Source organism: Microbacterium sp. YJN-G (assembly GCF_015040615.1).
Classification (GTDB): domain Bacteria; phylum Actinomycetota; class Actinomycetes; order Actinomycetales; family Microbacteriaceae; genus Microbacterium.
In genome coordinates this window covers 768542-784422 of sequence record NZ_CP060402.1, presented here as the reverse complement: position 1 = coordinate 784422, position 15881 = coordinate 768542, and the positions used below count along the sequence as shown (strand labels likewise).

The following is a 15881-nucleotide window of genomic DNA, read 5'->3' as shown; positions in this document are numbered from 1 at the left end:
TCAGGGACCGACTGGCCCGACGCGGAACCCCGCAACAGCGCTCACTCCCACTCGATGGTCGCCGGTGGCTTCGAGGTGACGTCGAGCACGACCCGGTTGACCTCGCGCACCTCGTTGGTGATGCGGTTCGAGATGCGGGCGAGCACGTCGTAGGGCAGGCGGGTCCAGTCGGCCGTCATGGCGTCTTCACTGGAGACCGGGCGCAGCACGATCGGGTGACCGTAGGTGCGACCGTCGCCCTGCACGCCCACCGAGCGCACGTCGGCGAGCAGCACGACGGGGCACTGCCAGATCGCCTGGTCCAGACCCGCCTTCGTGAGCTCCTCACGGGCGATCGCGTCGGCCTCGCGCAGCACCTCGAGGCGCTCGCGGGTGACCTCGCCGATGATGCGGATGCCGAGGCCAGGGCCGGGGAACGGCTGGCGTCCGACGATGGCCTCGGGGATGCCGAGCTCGCGGCCGATCGCACGCACCTCGTCCTTGAAGAGGGCGCGCAGCGGCTCGACCAGCTCGAAGTCGAGGTCGTCGGGCAGGCCACCGACGTTGTGGTGCGACTTGATGTTCGCGGTGCCCGCACCGCCGCCGGACTCGACGACGTCGGGGTACAGGGTGCCCTGCACGAGGAACTTCACCGGCGCTCCGCCGGTCGCCTTGGCCTCTTCGACGAGGTCGCGCTGCACCTGCTCGAAGGCGCGAATGAACTCGCGGCCGATGATCTTGCGCTTGGTCTCGGGGTCGGTGACGCCGGCGAGGTGGCCGAGGAAGGTGTCGACAGCGTCGACCGTGATCAGGCGCACGCCGGTGGACTCGACGTAGTCCTTCTCGACCTGCTCGCGCTCGCCCTTGCGCAGCAGACCGTGGTCGACGAACACGGCGGTCAGCTGGTCGCCGATCGCGCGGTGCACGAGCGCGGTCGAGACCGCGGAGTCCACGCCGCCGGAGAGCGCCGAGATGACGCGGGCGTCGCCGACCTGCTCGCGGATGCGCTCGATCTGCTCGGCGATCACGTTGTCGCTGTTCCAGTCGGCGGACAGGCCCGCTCCCTTGTGCAGGAAGTTCTCGATGATCGCCTGGCCGTGGTCGGAGTGCTTGACCTCGGGGTGCCACTGCACGCCGTAGAAGCGGCGCGACTCGTCGGCGAAGGCGGCCACGTTGGTGGCATCCGTGGTGGCGAGCACGTCGAAGCCCTCGGGGGCGCGCGAGACCTGGTCGCCGTGGCTCATCCACACGTTCTGCTCGGCGGGCTGGCCGCCCAGCAGGGTGCTCTCGGTCGCCGAGATGTGCGCGTCGGTGGCGCCGTACTCGCGCAGCCCCGTGTTCGCGACCTCGCCGCCGAGGGTCTGCGCCATGTACTGGAATCCGTAGCAGATGCCCAGCGTCGGGATGCCGAGGTCGAAGACCGCCGGGTCGAGCTTGGGCGCGCCGTCCTCGTACACCGACGAGGGGCCGCCGGAGAGGATGATCGCGACGGGGTTCTTCGCCGCAATCTCATCGGCGGTCGCGGTGTGCGGGACGATCTCGCTGTACACGCCCGCCTCGCGGACGCGGCGGGCGATCAGCTGCGCGTACTGCGCGCCGAAGTCGACGACCAGCGCGGGGCGCTGCTGGGTCTCGGTCTGTTCGGTCAACGGGCACCTTCCGTGGCGGCGGAGACCTCGGCGGTCTCACGAGTGGAGAGATAGGCCTTCACATCGCGCGCGACGCGCGTCTCCATGAAGAACGACAGGAGCGGGATGACGCCGCCGAGGGCGAGCATGATGAACCGCGGGAACCGCCAGCGCATCAGACTCCACATCCGGAAGCACGCGAAGAGGTACACGACGTAGAACCAGCCGTGCGCGATGAGGATGCCCAGCGACACGTTCAGTCCGTCGCCGGTCGATTCGAGGCCCTCGGGCCCCTCGACGACCTCGGCGAACCACAGGAATCCGCCGGACCCGCCGAGGAAGAGTTCGAGGCCGATCGGCGTGTACTTCAGCACCATCTCGGCGACGAGCAGCAGCAGCATGACGCCGGTGATGATCGAGGCGATCTGATAGAACTTCAGCGCTCCGCGGATCGCCGGGAAGCTGGCGACTCTGGGCTCGGGCATGCCTCCAGTCTAGACGGCGGATGCCGTGCGCCCGCCGCCGCGTGAACAGCGACACCCGCCGTGGATTCGAGGTCCACGACGGGCGTCGTCGGTTGCCCTATCAGAGCAGTCTGGTCAGGACAGTCCGGTGATCCACTCGATCAGGTCGCGCAGCCAGCCGCCCGGGCCTCCCGAACCGCCGGCGCGGTTCACGTGGACCGTCTGGGTGGCCTCGTCGCCGTCGGCCTGCGACACCGCGAGGGTGTGCTTGCCGGGGTGGACGCTGCGCGGCACGGTGACGGACTCCTCGAAGGCGCCGTCGTCGCCGACCACGATCTCGCTGAGGGCGATCGTGTCGCCCTTCTTCGGGCGCAGCTCGACGGTCACGGTCTCACCGGGCGTGTAGCCCTCGCCGCTGATCGTCATCTCGCCGCCCGCGCGGACCTTCCACGAGTCGAGCTCGATCGTGCCCTCGAAGGGGCCGGGCTCCGCGTCGGAACCGGCGAACGCCGCAGGCAGTGCGACGGTCTCACCGACGTTCGGCGTGGCGGTGAGGGTCTTGCCCTCGGCATCCGCCGGCACCTCGAAGGAGAAGCTCGCCGTCCCGGCCTCGTCGAACGCGTCGACCACGGTGGTCGTGACCGGCGCGGTGCCGAGCACCGTGTCGCCCAGGCGGAACTCGACCTCGGTCGGTGCGGCCTCGCCGGCGCTGAACGCCAGCGACGACAGCGCCACGGTGACCTGCTCGCCCGCGGCGTACTCGGTGGCGGCCGGGGTGATCACGGCGCCCACGGCACGCTGGCCGAGGTCGGGCGTCGCGGTCTTGTTGGCCGTGAACCAGTCCACCATCGACTGCAGGTCGATCTTGCCGGTGTCCTTCTTGTCGGTGCCCTCGGCGAGGGTGGCGAAGTTGTCGCCGCCCGCGGCCAGGAACGAGTTCGCCACGACCAGGTAGGTCTGTGCCGGATCGATGGCCGTGCCGTTCAGGGTGATCGAGGTGATGCGCGAGCCGGCGGCCGCGGTCGGGTCGTAGGTGTACACCAGACCCTCCGAGACGCCGAGCTTGAGGAACGGACGCGAGGCGTCGGCGGGCTGCCACTGCTCCTCGAGCACGTTCTTCAGCTGCGCACCGGTGAGGTTCAGCGTGACCAGCGTGTTGGCGAACGGCTGCACCGTCGCCGCCTCGCGGTAGGTCACGTTGCCCGCCGGGTCGCTCCCGCCGCTCGACGCGTACGTGAGGTTGGCGCGGAGGCCACCCGGGTTCATCAGCGCGATCTGTGCACCGGTCGCCCACTTCTGCACGTCGGCGACGAAGTTGCCGATGGTCGATTCGCCACCGCGGTTCTCGGTCTTGCCGTCGCTCTGGCGGGCGCGGTTGAAGTCCGCCGTGATGTCGCCGACCTTGACGGCGCCGAGCACATCGGCCTCCTGCTTGGCGGTGTCGACGATCGACTGCACCTCGGCGACGGCCGGGTAGTTCGGCACCCAGAACTTCGAGCCGTCCTCCCTGGTCTCCTGATGCGCGAGCGGCCGGACCTCATTGACGATCGACACGAGCTCCTTGGTCTCGCGATCGACCTGGAGGTTCATCACGCCCATGTTCTCGCCGTACTGACCGGCCGAGACGACCGGGCGGCCGTCGATGACGTGGTTGTACGCGAGGTGCGTGTGAGCCGAGACGATCGCGTCCACGTCGCCATCGACGCCGTAGACGATCTCGCCGAGCGGCGATTCGGGCGTGATGCTGCCGACCTCCTTGGTCGTCGCCCCCTCGTGCACGAGCAGGATGACCACATCGGCCTCGCCGTTGGCGGCGTCGCCGTCACGCAGGTCGTCGGCGACGGCGTTCACGGAGTCGACGATGCTGCGCACCTCGAGATCGCGGATGCCGTCCGGCGAGACGAGCGTGCCGAGATCTTCGGTTACTGCTCCGACGAAGCCGACGCGCACACCGTCGAGCTCCTTGACCCAGGCCGGGGCGAGCGCGGGCTCTCCGGTCTCGGTGAGGAACACGTTCGAGGAGATGTACTCCCAGTCGGCGCGGTCCTGCACGCGGTCGCGCAGGTCGGCCCAGCCCTTGTCGAACTCGTGGTTGCCGGCCGCGCTCACATCGAGCCCGGCGGCGTTGAGCGCGTCGATCGTGGGGTTGTCGTCCTGGATGAACGAGGTGAACGTCGACGCACCGATCAGGTCGCCGGCGGCGGCGAAGATCGTGTTCGGGTTCGCGTCGCGCACAGACTGCACGGCTCCGGCGAGCACCGCGGCGCCGGCGGCGGCGCCGTCGGCCTCGATACGACCGTGGAAGTCGTTGATCGTGACGATGTCGATGCTGGCCGGCGGCTCGGTGGCCGAGACGCCGACGAGGATCGGGTCGTGGTCGCTGGAGCGGAACGGCGTGCCCGACTCGGTGGCACCGAACGCGTAGCCGCGGTCGCTCCACTCCGGCGAGTTGATCGTCCACACGCCCGCGCCGGTGATCGAGGCGGCCAGCGAGGGCGATGCGATCACGTGGTCGAGCGAGCCGAGCTCGCCGTCGAACGTGTACGTGTACTGCCCTGCGGCCTTCGCCGACACCGTGTCGACCCAGCCCTGCGACGTGAACACGTCGATCGGGTCTTCGTGGCTGTACGCGTTGAAGTCGCCGATCAGCAGCATGTCGTCGCTGCCGCTGTCGGCCGCGAGCTGCTCGGTGAACGCCAGCAGCGACTGAGCCTGCTTGACGCGGTCGTCGTTGAAGAAGCCCTGGCCGTCGGCCGGCTGGGTGCCGCTGCCCGACTTCGACTTGAAGTGGTTGGCGACGACGGTCACCGTGCGCCCGTCGACGTCGAACGCCTGGGCGATCGGCTCGCGGGCGTTGCCCCAGACGGTCTCATCGGTGATGGTCGCGCTGTCACCCTCGGGCGTCACCGCATCCTTCCGGTAGATGATCGCGTTGGTGATGAAGTCCGTGGTCGCCGCATCGGCGAGGGCGTCCGGGGTCGGCACGAAGGCCCACTCCTCGCTGCCCGCCTCGGCATTGAGCCCGTCGACGAGGTCGGCGAGGGCCGTGTCGATCGGGTCGCCGAACCTGATCGAGTTCTCGATCTCCATGAGCGAAACGATCTCGGCGTCGAGCGCGTTGATCGCCGAGACGATCTTCGACTTCTGGATCGCGAACTGCGCCGCATCGTCCGCACCGCGCGCGTCGGAGTTCTCGCCGCTCAGCGTCGTGAAGTAGTTGTAGACGTTGAACGACGCGACCTGCACATCGCCGCCGACCGACGGCACCTCGGGACGCGGGTTGTTCGTCGTGAACGACACCTTCTGCTCCGCCGGCGACGTGCTGTTCAGCGGCACGACCGGCTGCAGACGCCAGTCGTCGAAGCCGTACTGCAGCACGAACGCGCGGTCGCCGAAGTCGACCGCGTCGCCGTTGCGCACCACGACGTCCTTCGTGAAGTACGGCTGGTTGCCCGGGTGGGCGGCGTTGCTGATCTGGACGCCGTAGCCGTCGTCGAGCAGGATGCGGTCGGCGCGGTTGGCGGCTGCGATGGCATCCGCCTCGGCGCCGGGACGCTCGAGCTCGGTGCTCTTCACGTTGAGCTCGCCGGGGTTCAGCCAGAGCGTGCCGTAGTTGTAGAGCTGGTGGCTGGAGGCGACGAGGTAGTCACCCGTGGGCTGCACGAGCATGCTCTCGTACTGCTCGCGGTCGGCGCCGACGACGGTGGCCGGCAGCGCGGTGGCGGCCGGGACGCCGACACCGGCGGTCACGAGCGCGACGTCCGCGGCGGATGCCGGGGTGATCTGCGTCTGACCGAAGTACTCGCTCACCGTGCCGGTGACCGTCACGAGGTCGCCGATCGCGCTGGGGACGGTCTTGCCGTTCAGGTACACGAACAGGCCGTCGGATGCGCCGGGCGTCTTGTCGTCGGCGCCTCCGGAGCCCTGCGTCTGGATGACGACGCCGGCGTACCCTCCGGTGCGGTGATCGGCGGTGATGACCCCCTCGACCGTGACCTTCTGGCCGGCCAGCGGCGAAGTCGCGCCGGTGCCCTGCACCGCGGCGATCGCGACCTTCTCGGTCGGCTGCGGCTCGGGGTCGGGCTCCGGGTCGGTGCCGGGAGCCTCAGTCTCGCCCTTCGAGTTGGTCGGGGTGATGGTGGCGGACAGGGTGAAGTCGGCGCTGTTGTCGTCAGTGTCGGCTCCGTCGGTGCGGTTCATCGACGGGGCGCTGCTGTTGCTGGTGGGAGCAGGGGCCAGCGCCGTCTCGAAGGTGTTCGATCCGCCGTAGCCGAGCAGGTCGACGATGCCGTCGACGCCGACGAGAGACCCGGTGCCCGGGTTGATGGCGGCGGTGCCGCTGACCAGGGCGAGCGTGCCGGTGGTGCCGCTCGGGGTGAGCGAGCTCACGACATCCGGGGTGGGCAGTGCCGCGCCGGTGGTGCCGTTGCTGTTGGCCTGCACGAGGAAGTAGCCGCCGGGCGGGATCACGCCCGAGAGGGCGGCGATGCCGGTGAACGCGGTGGTCGTGCCTGCGGCACGGTACTGCAGCGACATCCCGTCGAGGGTGATGTCGGCGCCGGTCGGGTTGTACAGCTCGATGAACTTGTTCTTGAAGGCCGCGCCGGAGCTGCCTCCGGACAGCGCCGCTTCGCTGATGACCACGCCGGTGCCGTCGACGCTGGCGAAGGCCGCCGGCGCCACGATCAGCGAGCCGAAGCCCAGGCCGAAGGCGGTGGTCATGGCGAGAGCGCGGATGCGCCCCCGGTCTCTGTGGTGTGCGACCCGAACCCTGCGGTTCCGGTCATCGGGGGCGGACATCGTCACTGCTGTCTCCTCGGTCAGGATGGGACGCCGGGTCTCTCGTGGAGCCGGCGTGATGCGCGACTGGCGCGCACGCACCAACAGATGTGACCATAGGTGGCCCCGCCGACATCGGCAAGCATGTTCTCAGACCGGTAACCGGATGGTCATCGATCAGGGATGCTGTGCCGCCGCGTCCTCGAACTCCTCGACCTCGCGCTCCCAGGCGTCGCGGGCCAGCCGGTACCAGAGGTAAAACGCGAAGCCCGCGAACACCGCCCACTCGGCCGCGTAGAACACGTTCAGCCAGTTCACCGGCGACTTCTCCACCGGTGCCGGCGAGCTGATGTCCACGAGCCCCTCGGGTGCTTCAGTGGATGCCAGGTACGGCCGGTACACGTTCAGTCCGTCGACGTCGTGCCAGCGGCTCAGCAGCGCAGCGGGCGACATGAGAGTGAGCCGGTACGGGTCGGCGCGGGGCGGCACGGCGGCGCCCTCGTCGTCGATGATGCGGCCCGTGATCTCGCCCTCGACGGCGCCGCGCTCGGCGAGACCTGCCGCCACGGCATCCGCTTCCTCGCGGGTCGGCGCCCAGCCGAGCGCGACGGCGATCGAGGTGCGCTCGGCGACGCGCAGCTGACCGGTGACCCAGTAGCCCTCGGCGCCGTCGTTGAAGCGCTGCGAGAGCACGATGAAGTCCTCGGCCACCCAGGTGCCGCTGGTCTCCACACGCTGCCCGCCCGACGACTCGCGCAGGTACTGGCCCGGCTCGACGACCTCGGTCAGCGGCTGCACCTGCTCGGTGGCGCCGGGGGCGGGCGGGTCGGTGTCGATCGCGCGCGCGAGCTGCCACTGGCCGAGCCACGCGAACACGCCTGCGACGACGAGGCACAGCACGAGGACGCCGATCCAGCGCCCGCGCAGCATGACCTCGCGCAGGGTCGGCGGGAACTCCTGCGACGCGTACGGCGCGCTGTTCGTCATCCCAGCTCGTACGGGGCGAGCACGACCTCGACGCGCTGGAACTCCTTCAGGTCGGAGTAGCCGGTGGTCGCCATCGACTTGCGCAGCGCGCCGATGAGGTTGGCGGTGCCGTCGGCGACGGGTGCGGGTCCGTAGAGGATCTCCTCGAGGTTCGCGACGCCGTCCACCGCGACGCGACGGCCGCGCGGCAGCTGGGTGTGGTGCGCCTCGGCACCCCAGTGGAAGCCCTGGCCGGGCGCGTCGGTGGCTCGTGCCAGCGCGACGCCCAGCATCACGGCATCCGCCCCCATCGCGAGCGCCTTGACCATGTCGCCGGACGTGCCCACGCCGCCGTCGGCGATCACGTGCACGTAGCGTCCGCCCGACTCGTCGAGGTAGTCGCGGCGGGCCGCGGCGACGTCGGAGACGGCCGTGGCCATGGGGGCGTGGATGCCGAGGGTGACCCGCGTTGTGGATGCCGCTCCCCCGCCGAAGCCGACGAGCACGCCCGCCGCTCCCGTGCGCATGAGGTGCAGGGCCGCCGTGTAGGTCGAGGCGCCACCGACGATCACCGGCACGTCGAGGTCGTAGATGAACTTCTTCAGGTTCAGCGGCTCGGCCACGCTTGAGACGTGCTCGGCCGAGACGGTGGTGCCGCGGATGACGAACAGGTCGACTCCGGCGGCGACGACGGTCTCGTACAGCTCCTGCGTGCGCTGCGGAGTGAGGGAGCCGGCGACGGTGACGCCCGCGTCACGGATCTCGGCGAGGCGCTGCTTGATGAGCTCGGGCTTGATCGGCTCGGAGTACAGCTGCTGCATCCGCACCGTCGCGCGCTCTGCGGGCAGCGCGGCGATCTCGTCGAGCATCGGCTGCGGGTTCTCGTAGCGGGTCCACAGCCCCTCGAGGTCGAGCACGCCGAGGCCACCGAGCTTGCCGAGCATGATGGCCGTGGTCGGGCTGACGACCGAGTCCATCGGAGCGCCGATGACGGGGATGTCGAACGAGAACGCGTCGATCGTCCACGCGGTCGAGACGTCCTCCGGGTTTCGGGTGCGCCGCGACGGCACGACCGCGATGTCGTCGAACGTGTACGCGCGACGTGCGCGCTTGCCTCGGCCGATCTCGATGTCCATGCTCACCCTCCCAGCCTACCCGGCCCGCCGATGCTGACAGACTGGAGCGGGAGGAGCAGCATGCGCACGGAATCGGTCGATGTCGCGGTGGTCGGTGGCGGTGCGATGGGGCTCGCCGCGGCCTGGGAACTCGCCCGTCGCGGGCGGCGGCCCGTGGTGCTGGAGCGGTTCCCGCGCGGGCACACGCATGGCGCATCGCACGGCGCCACCCGCAACTTCAACGACGCCTACGCCGAGCCGCACTACCTCGACCTGCTGAGCCGGGCACGGGAAGGCTGGGCGGCGCTCTCCCCCGTGGACGGCGAACCGCTGCTGCGGGCGCACGGCCTGATCACGCACGGCGAGCACGATCTCGAGGGCATCCAGTCGGCGCTGGTCGCGCGCGGCACGCGGGCGGAGATCATCGGCGGCGCCGAGGCGGCGCGCCGGTGGCCGGGGATGCGGTTCGAGGATGCCGTGCTGTTCTCGCCCGATGCCGGTGTCATCCGTGCCGCAGCGGCGCTGACCGAGCTGGAGCGGCGCGTGGTCCTCGCCGGGGGTGACGTGCGCTGGAGCACGCCGGTGTCGGCGCTCGAGGAGGATCCATCGGGCGTGACGCTGAGCCTGCCCGATGGCGTGGCGATCCGCGCCGAGACGGTGATCGTCACCGCCGGGGCGTGGACGCAGACGCTGCTGCCGGCGGCGCCGCTGCCGCGGCTGGTGGTGACGGAGGAGACGCCCGCCCACTTCGCGCCTCGCGGCGCGGAGGCGTGGCCGTCGTTCAACCACTACGCCGGCGCACGCTTCCCCGGCATCGTGTACGGGATGCCGACGCCCGGGGAGGGCGTCAAGGTCGGCTTCCACCGGGTCGGCGACGAGGTCGACCCCGACGCCCGCCCGCACCGGCCGACGCACCAGGCGGAACTGGCGGAGTACGTCCGCGAATGGATGCCGGGGCTGGATGCCGACAGCGCAGCGCCCATCAGCTGCACCTACACGTCGACCGACGACGGCGACTTCGTGCTCGACCGGATCGGCAGGATTGTCGTCGGCGCCGGGTTCTCCGGCCACGGGTTCAAGTTCGTCCCCGCCGTGGGCGCGGTGCTCGCCGATCTCGCGGTCGATCCGGGGGCGCGCGCCGCAGAACCGTTCCGGCTCGGGATTCCTCGGAGGTAGGAGAAAGCGCGAGCGTAGGACGGATTCCGCGGAATGCGTCCTACCTCGGAATGATCGCCTACCTCCGGTGAATGCCGATCTTCCTGCACAGGTACGCGGATGCTGTGATCTGTCCACATTCACCGTTCCAGGCGCCCACCGGACGGCTGAGACGGGCAGGCTCGGGCGCTATGAGCACACCTCTGATGGCCTGGATGCGGCAGCGCGGCGGCGTCTCGCACAGCTCGGATCTGCGCGCGGCGGGCTACTCGGCGTACGAGATCCGCAAGGCCGAGGCGGCGGGGATGCTCGACCGGGTGCACCGCTCGTGGCTGGTCACCCCGGAGTGCACGGCCGAGCGCCGCGCAGCGGCGCAGGTCAGCGGCCGGGTCACCTGCGTCAGTGCGGCGCGTGAGCAGGGACTCTGGACACCGGATGCTGCGCACACCCACGTGGCCGTTCCCGCCACGGCATCCCGCAATCGACGCGCCGGGCTCGTGGTGCACTGGGCGCAGGGACCTCTTCCGGTTCCCCGCTTCAGCACTGAGGAGCCCGTGCTGAACGTGCTGTTCCACGTCGCGCGGTGCCTCGAACCGGCCTCGGCTGCAACGGTCTGGGAGTCGGCGCTGCGCATCGGCGCGGTGACGCTGCCGCAGCTGCGCCGCACGCAGTGGGGCACCCCGGCGGCCGCGCACGTGCTCCGGAGGGTCGGCGTGCAGTCGGATTCGGGCATCGAGACCGCCTTCCTCTCGATCGCGCGCAGCTGCGGGGCCGAGGTGCGCCAGCAGGTGATCATCGACGGGCACGAGGTCGACGCGCTGATCGGCGATCGTCTGGTGATCCAGCTCGACGGATTCGAGTTCCACAGCGAGGCGAAGGACCGGCGGCGTGACATCCGGCAGGATGCCCGGCTGGCTCTGCTCGGCTACACCGTGCTGCGCTTCGACTATCAGCAGATCATGTTCGATCCGCGGTACGTGCAGGAGACACTGCTGAACGCCATCGCGCAGGGCCTGCACCTGGCACCCCGCCGGTGAACGGCATCCCGCCGCGCGGCATCCGATCCCCGAGCGGCATCCGATCCCCCCAACCATTCACCGGACGTAGGAGAAAACGCGGGCGTAGGACGAATTCCGCGGAATCCGTCCTACGCCCGCCGAATCGCCTACGCCCGGCGAAACGACAGACCCGTCACCGAGCGCGGGCGACCCGCCTCTCGTCCCACACCGGCGCATCCGACTCGTACACCTCGCCGTCCTGCCCGAACACGAGGAACCGGTCGAACGAGCGCGCGAACCAGCGGTCGTGCGTGACCGCGACGACCGTGCCCTCGAAGCGGGCGATCGCCTGTTCGAGAGCCTCGGCCGACTCGAGGTCGAGGTTGTCGGTCGGCTCGTCGAGCAGCAGCAGGGTCGCGCCGCTCAGCTCGAGCAGCAGCACCTGGAACCGCGCCTGCTGTCCCCCGGACAGCAGATCGAACTCCTGCTGCGCCTGGCGCACCAGCCCGTACCGGTCCAGCGCCGAGCTGGCCGCATCCCTCGGCATCCCGGCCCGCCGGTCGTCACCGCGGTGCAGGATCTCGAGCAGCGTGCGCCCCGCGAACTCCGGATGCGCATGGGTCTGCGCGAACAGACCCGGCACGACGCGCGCGCCGAGGGTGGCGCTGCCGGTGTGCGCGACCGGCTCCAGCATCCCGGCCGCCTCGGTGAGGTGCCCGAGGGTGACGTCGGGGTCGCTGCCGCCGCCCGCCAGCAGCCGCAGGAAGTGCGACTTGCCCGAGCCGTTCGAGCCGAGCACGGCGACCCGGTCGCCGAACCAGATCTCCGCGTCGAACGGCTTCATCAGCCCGGTCAGCTCGAGTCCGGTGCACACCACGGCGCGCTTGCCGGTGCGCGCACCGCGCAGCCGCATGTCGAAGTCCTGAGCGGGCGGACGCTCCTCGGGCGGCCCCGCCTCTTCGAACCAGCGCAGTCGCGTCTGCGCCGCGCGGTACCGCGAGGCGAAGCCGTCGTTGGCTGCGGCCTTCACCTTCAACGTCGCCACGAGCTTCTTCAGCTTCTCGTGTTGCTCGTCCCAGCGGCGGCGCAGCTCGTCGAGCCGGTCCATGCGCTCCTCGCGCGCTCGATGATAGGTGCCGAAACCACCCCCGTGCACCCAGGCGTTCGCGCCCGCTCCCCCGATCTCGAGAGTGATGATGCGGTCGGCGGCTCGGGCGAGCAGCTCGCGGTCGTGCGAGACGAGCAGCACGGTCTTCGGCGTCTCGCGCAGGCGCTGCTCGAGCCACCGCTTGCCGGGCACGTCGAGGTAGTTGTCGGGCTCGTCCAGCAGCAGCACGTCGTCGGGTCCGCGCAGCAGCGCCTCCAGCGCGAGCCGCTTCTGCTCGCCGCCGGAGAGCGTGTCGAGGTCGCGGAAGCGCGCCCGATCGAACGGGATGCCGAGGGCGGCGACCGTGCACTGATCCCACACCGTCTCGTGCTCGTACCCGCCCGCATCGGCGTACTCGGCGATCGCGGTCGCGTAGCGCATCTGCGTGCGCTCGGTGTCATCCTCGATGAGCGCGTTCTCGGCGGCATCCAGTGCCTCGGCAGTCGCACGGATCCGCGCCGGCGCCACCCGGATCAGCAGGTCGTGCACGGTCGTGCCTGAATCCCCGTGGCCGACGAACTGGTCCATGACGCCGAGCGAGCCGTCGATCGTGACGGCCCCCGAATCGGGTGCGAGGTCGCCGCGGATGATCCGCAGCATGGTGGATTTGCCGGCGCCGTTCGGGCCGATGAGGGCGCTGGTGGAGCCGGCGCCGACGCGGAACGTCACCTCGTCGAGAAGCGGCCGCCCGTCAGGGAGGGTCAGCGCGATGGCGCTGACGTCGATGTAGCCCACGGTGGGATCCTTCCGCCCGCACCGTAGTGAAGCGAGCCGACCAGACTATCAGTGACCGGGCGGCTCAGGGTTCGGAGATGCGGGCGAGCAGCTCGGTGAGCAGCGTCTCGGCGACCGGCGCCGGAAGCTGCTCGATCAGCGCCATGAGCGCGGCCATCGGCTGCTCGGCCGACACGTGGTCGGCACCGGCCAGCCGCAGCAGTCGCCACGCGGCCTTCGGCCCCGGCACCCGGCCGCCCTCGCCGTAGCCGAGCAGCCGCATGCCCGTCAGCAGGGTGCGGACTCGGGCGGGCGGGCGGCCTCGCACCGCGTCGGATGCTGCGCGCAGCGCCCGCGTGAACTCCGCGACACCGTGTTCGAGGACGGGGGTCAGGGTCAGGTGCGCGCTGGGCGGCATCCGCACTCCGTCCGCCTGGGTGAATCCGGGCTGGTGCTGGATGCGCCACCCGTGGGTCGTGAGCTCGTCGGCGAGCCGATGCGGATCGATCTGCTCGGCGGGCAGCACGGCGGTGTCGGCGACGAGGGCGATCGCGGGTCCTGCGGGGTCGCCCATCACGGCAAGCCCCGGGATGCCGTCCACGGCATCCCGCACAGCCACGGCGACGCGGTGGATCGCCGCTGTCAGCTCTGCGTACCCGTCGGCGCCGAGGTGCTGGGTGATCGCCCAGGCGGCGGCCAGCGGCGAGGCCGACCGCGATCCGAGCAGGGTCGGGTTCACGACCGGATACCCGGGCCAGCGGGTGGTCGCGAAGAACTGCGCGCGATGCCGGCGGCGGGTGCGGTGCAGCAGCACCGAGACGCCCTTGGGCGCGTAGCCGTACTTGTGCAGGTCGGCCGAGATGCTGGTCACCCCGCGCACGCGGAAGTCCCACGCGGCGAGCCCCGGCCACCATGGCAGCACGAAGCCGCCGAAGCACGCGTCGACGTGACAGGAGAGGTCGCGGTCCGCGGCGGCGCCGGCGACCGCGGCGACCGGGTCGAGCGCACCGCTCGGGTAGGCGGGCGCCGAGACGACGACGAGCGCGACGTCGTCGTCGAGGCGGGCGATCACATCCTCCGCGACCACGGCACCGTCGGTGCCGCACGGCACCGGATCCCACTCCAGGTCGAACAGCTGCGCGGCCTTCTGGAACGCCGCGTGCACGGTCGTCGCGGTCACCAGCCGCGGTCTTCCGGCATCCGGATGCCGTTGCCGCCAGAGATCGCGCGCGGTCTTCACCGCCAGCAGGCAGCTCTCCGTCCCGCCGCTGGTCACCGAGCCGGCGACACCGCGGCCGCCGTGCAGCATCCGCCGGGTGAAGCCGATCAGATCGCGCTCCATCGCCGCGATCGAGGGGAAGACGGTCGGGTCGAGCCCGTTCAGCGGACGGGCGAGGCGCGCTGCGGCATCCGCCAGTTCGTCGAGATCCTCGCGGCCGGAGTCGTACACGTACGACAGCACCCGCCCGCCGTGCGTCGGCGCATCGCCGGCGCGCAGGGCGCGCAGCCGGTCGAGGATCTCGGCGGGTCCGGACGCCGTCATGCCGCGGTGCCCGTGATGTCGTGCTCGCGCAGGCGGTAGCGCGACAGCGTGAGCAGGCTGATCAGCATGAGCACGGCGGGCAGGATGCTGAACGCCACCGCGATCCCCGTGACGGCGGCATCCGGCTGGTCGACCACGCGGCCCGCCGTGGTCTCGACGTAGCCGGTGACGGCCAGCACGATCGTGAGCACCGTGCCGCCGAGCGCCATCCCGGTGGTCTCGGCCGCGGTCCAGACGCCGCCGAAGATGCCCGAGCGGCCGTCGCCACCGGATGCGGTCCGGTGGAACGCGATCACATCGGGCAGCATCGCCATCGGCAGGGTCTGCATCCCCGCGTAGGCCGCGCCGGCGAGGGCGACCGGTGCGACGATCCACCAGCCCGGCACCCACACCATCCCGGCGAGGATGATCGTGGCGAGCAGGAACGGCGCGGTCGCCATGCGGAAGGCGCGCTCCTTGCCCACCCGGTCGGCGATCATCTTCCACACCGGTGCCACGAGCAGAGCCGGGGCGATCAGTGCGACGAACAGCTGGGTGACGGCCGACTCGTCATCGAGCACCCAGCGCGCGACGTACTGCGCGGCGGCGAGCATCAGGCCCGTGGCGAGCCCCTGCAGCATGAACGTGATCAGCAGCGCCCGGAACGGCTGGCTCTCGCGCAGCACCACGATCCCGTCGCGGTAATGCTGCGCGATCGACGAACCGGGCTGCACCGGCAGCAGCGGACGCCGCGGCGCGACGGTCGACGAGATCAGCAGCCCCGCGCCGAGGACGACGGCCGCGACCGCCGCCATGACGAGGTAGCCGAGCAGCGGGTCGTCGGGGAACAGGGCGCGCAGCTCGGGGCCGCCGGCGCCGAAGAGCAGGATCGCGACGGTCAGCACGACGACCCGCCAGGTGAGCAGCCGGGTGCGCTCGCGGTAGTCGTCGGTCAGCTCGGCGGGCAGGGCGATGTAGGGCACTTGGAACAGGCTGAAGAACGTCGCCGCGAGCATGAAGGCGATGAGCACCCAGATCGCCGCGGGCACCGGGCCGAACGAGGCGGGCACGGCGAACGTGAGCACGAAGGCGATGGGCAATCCGATCCCGCCGATGAGCATCGGGCCGCGGCGGCTGCCGGTGCGTGCCAGGGCGCGGTCGCTGAGCCCGCCGATGACCGGGTCGATCAGCACGTCCCACACCTTCGCCGCCGTGACGATGGCGCCCGCGGCGAGCGCGGTCACGCCCAGCGAGTCGGTGAGGTAGTAGACGAGGACGAGGCCCGGGAGCGTGGCGAAGCCGCCGGTTCCGAGCGAACCGATCGCGTAGCGCGTGACGTCGCCGCGCGACAGCGAATTCGACCCTGAATGCATGCCGCTCGCTCTAGCGGCGGGTACCGACGGGCTCGGCGACG

Annotated in this window: 10 protein-coding genes; 2 read left to right on the top strand and 8 right to left on the bottom strand. The window is 70.8% G+C overall.

Annotated features, from left to right (window positions below):
- Positions 1-41: 41 nt before the first annotated feature.
- The 5 genes from guaA to H7694_RS03635 all read right to left on the bottom strand — a co-directional run bounded on the left by guaA (position 42) and on the right by H7694_RS03635 (position 8952).
- Entirely contained in the window at positions 42-1628 is a 1587-nt protein-coding gene (guaA, locus tag H7694_RS03655) for a glutamine-hydrolyzing GMP synthase (protein ID WP_193598186.1), read from the bottom strand.
- Positions 1625-2092 carry a DUF3817 domain-containing protein gene (locus tag H7694_RS03650; RefSeq protein WP_193598185.1) on the bottom strand — a complete coding sequence of 156 codons (468 nt, stop codon included), beginning with the start codon at positions 2090-2092 and terminating at the stop codon, positions 1625-1627. Before H7694_RS03650 ends, guaA begins: the two co-directional genes overlap by 4 nt.
- A 114-nt stretch (positions 2093-2206) precedes the next feature.
- The gene (locus tag H7694_RS03645; RefSeq protein ID WP_227468269.1) at positions 2207-6793 is read right to left on the bottom strand and encodes an ExeM/NucH family extracellular endonuclease; all 4587 of its coding nucleotides are present in this window, start codon (positions 6791-6793) and stop codon (positions 2207-2209) included.
- A 234-nt stretch (positions 6794-7027) separates the two neighbouring features.
- Positions 7028-7837, bottom strand: coding sequence for an SURF1 family protein (locus tag H7694_RS03640; protein ID WP_227468268.1), 810 nt, complete (start codon positions 7835-7837; stop codon positions 7028-7030).
- Complete coding sequence (locus H7694_RS03635) at positions 7834-8952, bottom strand: GuaB3 family IMP dehydrogenase-related protein (protein WP_193599056.1); 1119 nt, start codon at positions 8950-8952, stop codon at positions 7834-7836. The genes H7694_RS03640 and H7694_RS03635 overlap by 4 nt, the downstream gene beginning before the upstream one ends.
- 60 nt (positions 8953-9012) lie before the next feature.
- On the opposite strand from H7694_RS03635, the gene H7694_RS03630 reads away from it, so the two are divergent.
- Together H7694_RS03630 and H7694_RS03625 are read left to right on the top strand one after the other, a co-directional pair.
- Positions 9013-10107: an FAD-dependent oxidoreductase gene (locus tag H7694_RS03630; RefSeq protein WP_193598184.1), complete on the top strand. Its 1095-nt coding sequence runs from the start codon at positions 9013-9015 to the stop codon at positions 10105-10107.
- A 170-nt stretch (positions 10108-10277) separates the two neighbouring features.
- Positions 10278-11123, top strand: a complete 846-nt coding sequence (locus tag H7694_RS03625; protein ID WP_193598183.1) for an endonuclease domain-containing protein — start codon at positions 10278-10280, stop codon at positions 11121-11123.
- Positions 11124-11277: 154 nt separating this feature from the next.
- Here H7694_RS03625 and H7694_RS03620 read toward each other — a convergent pair whose 3' ends face one another.
- The 3 genes from H7694_RS03620 to H7694_RS03610 form a co-directional block, all read right to left on the bottom strand.
- Positions 11278-12966, bottom strand: a complete 1689-nt coding sequence (locus H7694_RS03620) for an ABC-F family ATP-binding cassette domain-containing protein (RefSeq protein ID WP_193598182.1) — start codon at positions 12964-12966, stop codon at positions 11278-11280.
- A gap of 64 nt (positions 12967-13030) precedes the next feature.
- Positions 13031-14488, bottom strand: coding sequence for a pyridoxal phosphate-dependent decarboxylase family protein (locus H7694_RS03615; protein WP_193598181.1), 1458 nt, complete (start codon positions 14486-14488; stop codon positions 13031-13033).
- Entirely contained in the window at positions 14485-15840 is a 1356-nt protein-coding gene (locus tag H7694_RS03610; protein ID WP_193598180.1) for an MFS transporter, read from the bottom strand. Before H7694_RS03610 ends, H7694_RS03615 begins: the two co-directional genes overlap by 4 nt.
- Between the last annotated feature and the right edge of the window lie 41 nt (positions 15841-15881).

Coding starts and splice junctions, on each gene's coding strand:
- H7694_RS03630 (WP_193598184.1), top strand. CDS start 9,013: ATGCGCACGGAATCGGTCGATGTCGCGGTGGTCGGTGGCGGTGCGATG.
- H7694_RS03650 (WP_193598185.1), bottom strand. CDS start 2,092: ATGCCCGAGCCCAGAGTCGCCAGCTTCCCGGCGATCCGCGGAGCGCTG.
- H7694_RS03615 (WP_193598181.1), bottom strand. CDS start 14,488: ATGACGGCGTCCGGACCCGCCGAGATCCTCGACCGGCTGCGCGCCCTG.
- H7694_RS03635 (WP_193599056.1), bottom strand. CDS start 8,952: ATGGACATCGAGATCGGCCGAGGCAAGCGCGCACGTCGCGCGTACACG.
- H7694_RS03610 (WP_193598180.1), bottom strand. CDS start 15,840: ATGCATTCAGGGTCGAATTCGCTGTCGCGCGGCGACGTCACGCGCTAC.
- H7694_RS03625 (WP_193598183.1), top strand. CDS start 10,278: ATGAGCACACCTCTGATGGCCTGGATGCGGCAGCGCGGCGGCGTCTCG.
- H7694_RS03640 (WP_227468268.1), bottom strand. CDS start 7,837: ATGACGAACAGCGCGCCGTACGCGTCGCAGGAGTTCCCGCCGACCCTG.
- H7694_RS03645 (WP_227468269.1), bottom strand. CDS start 6,793: ATGACCACCGCCTTCGGCCTGGGCTTCGGCTCGCTGATCGTGGCGCCG.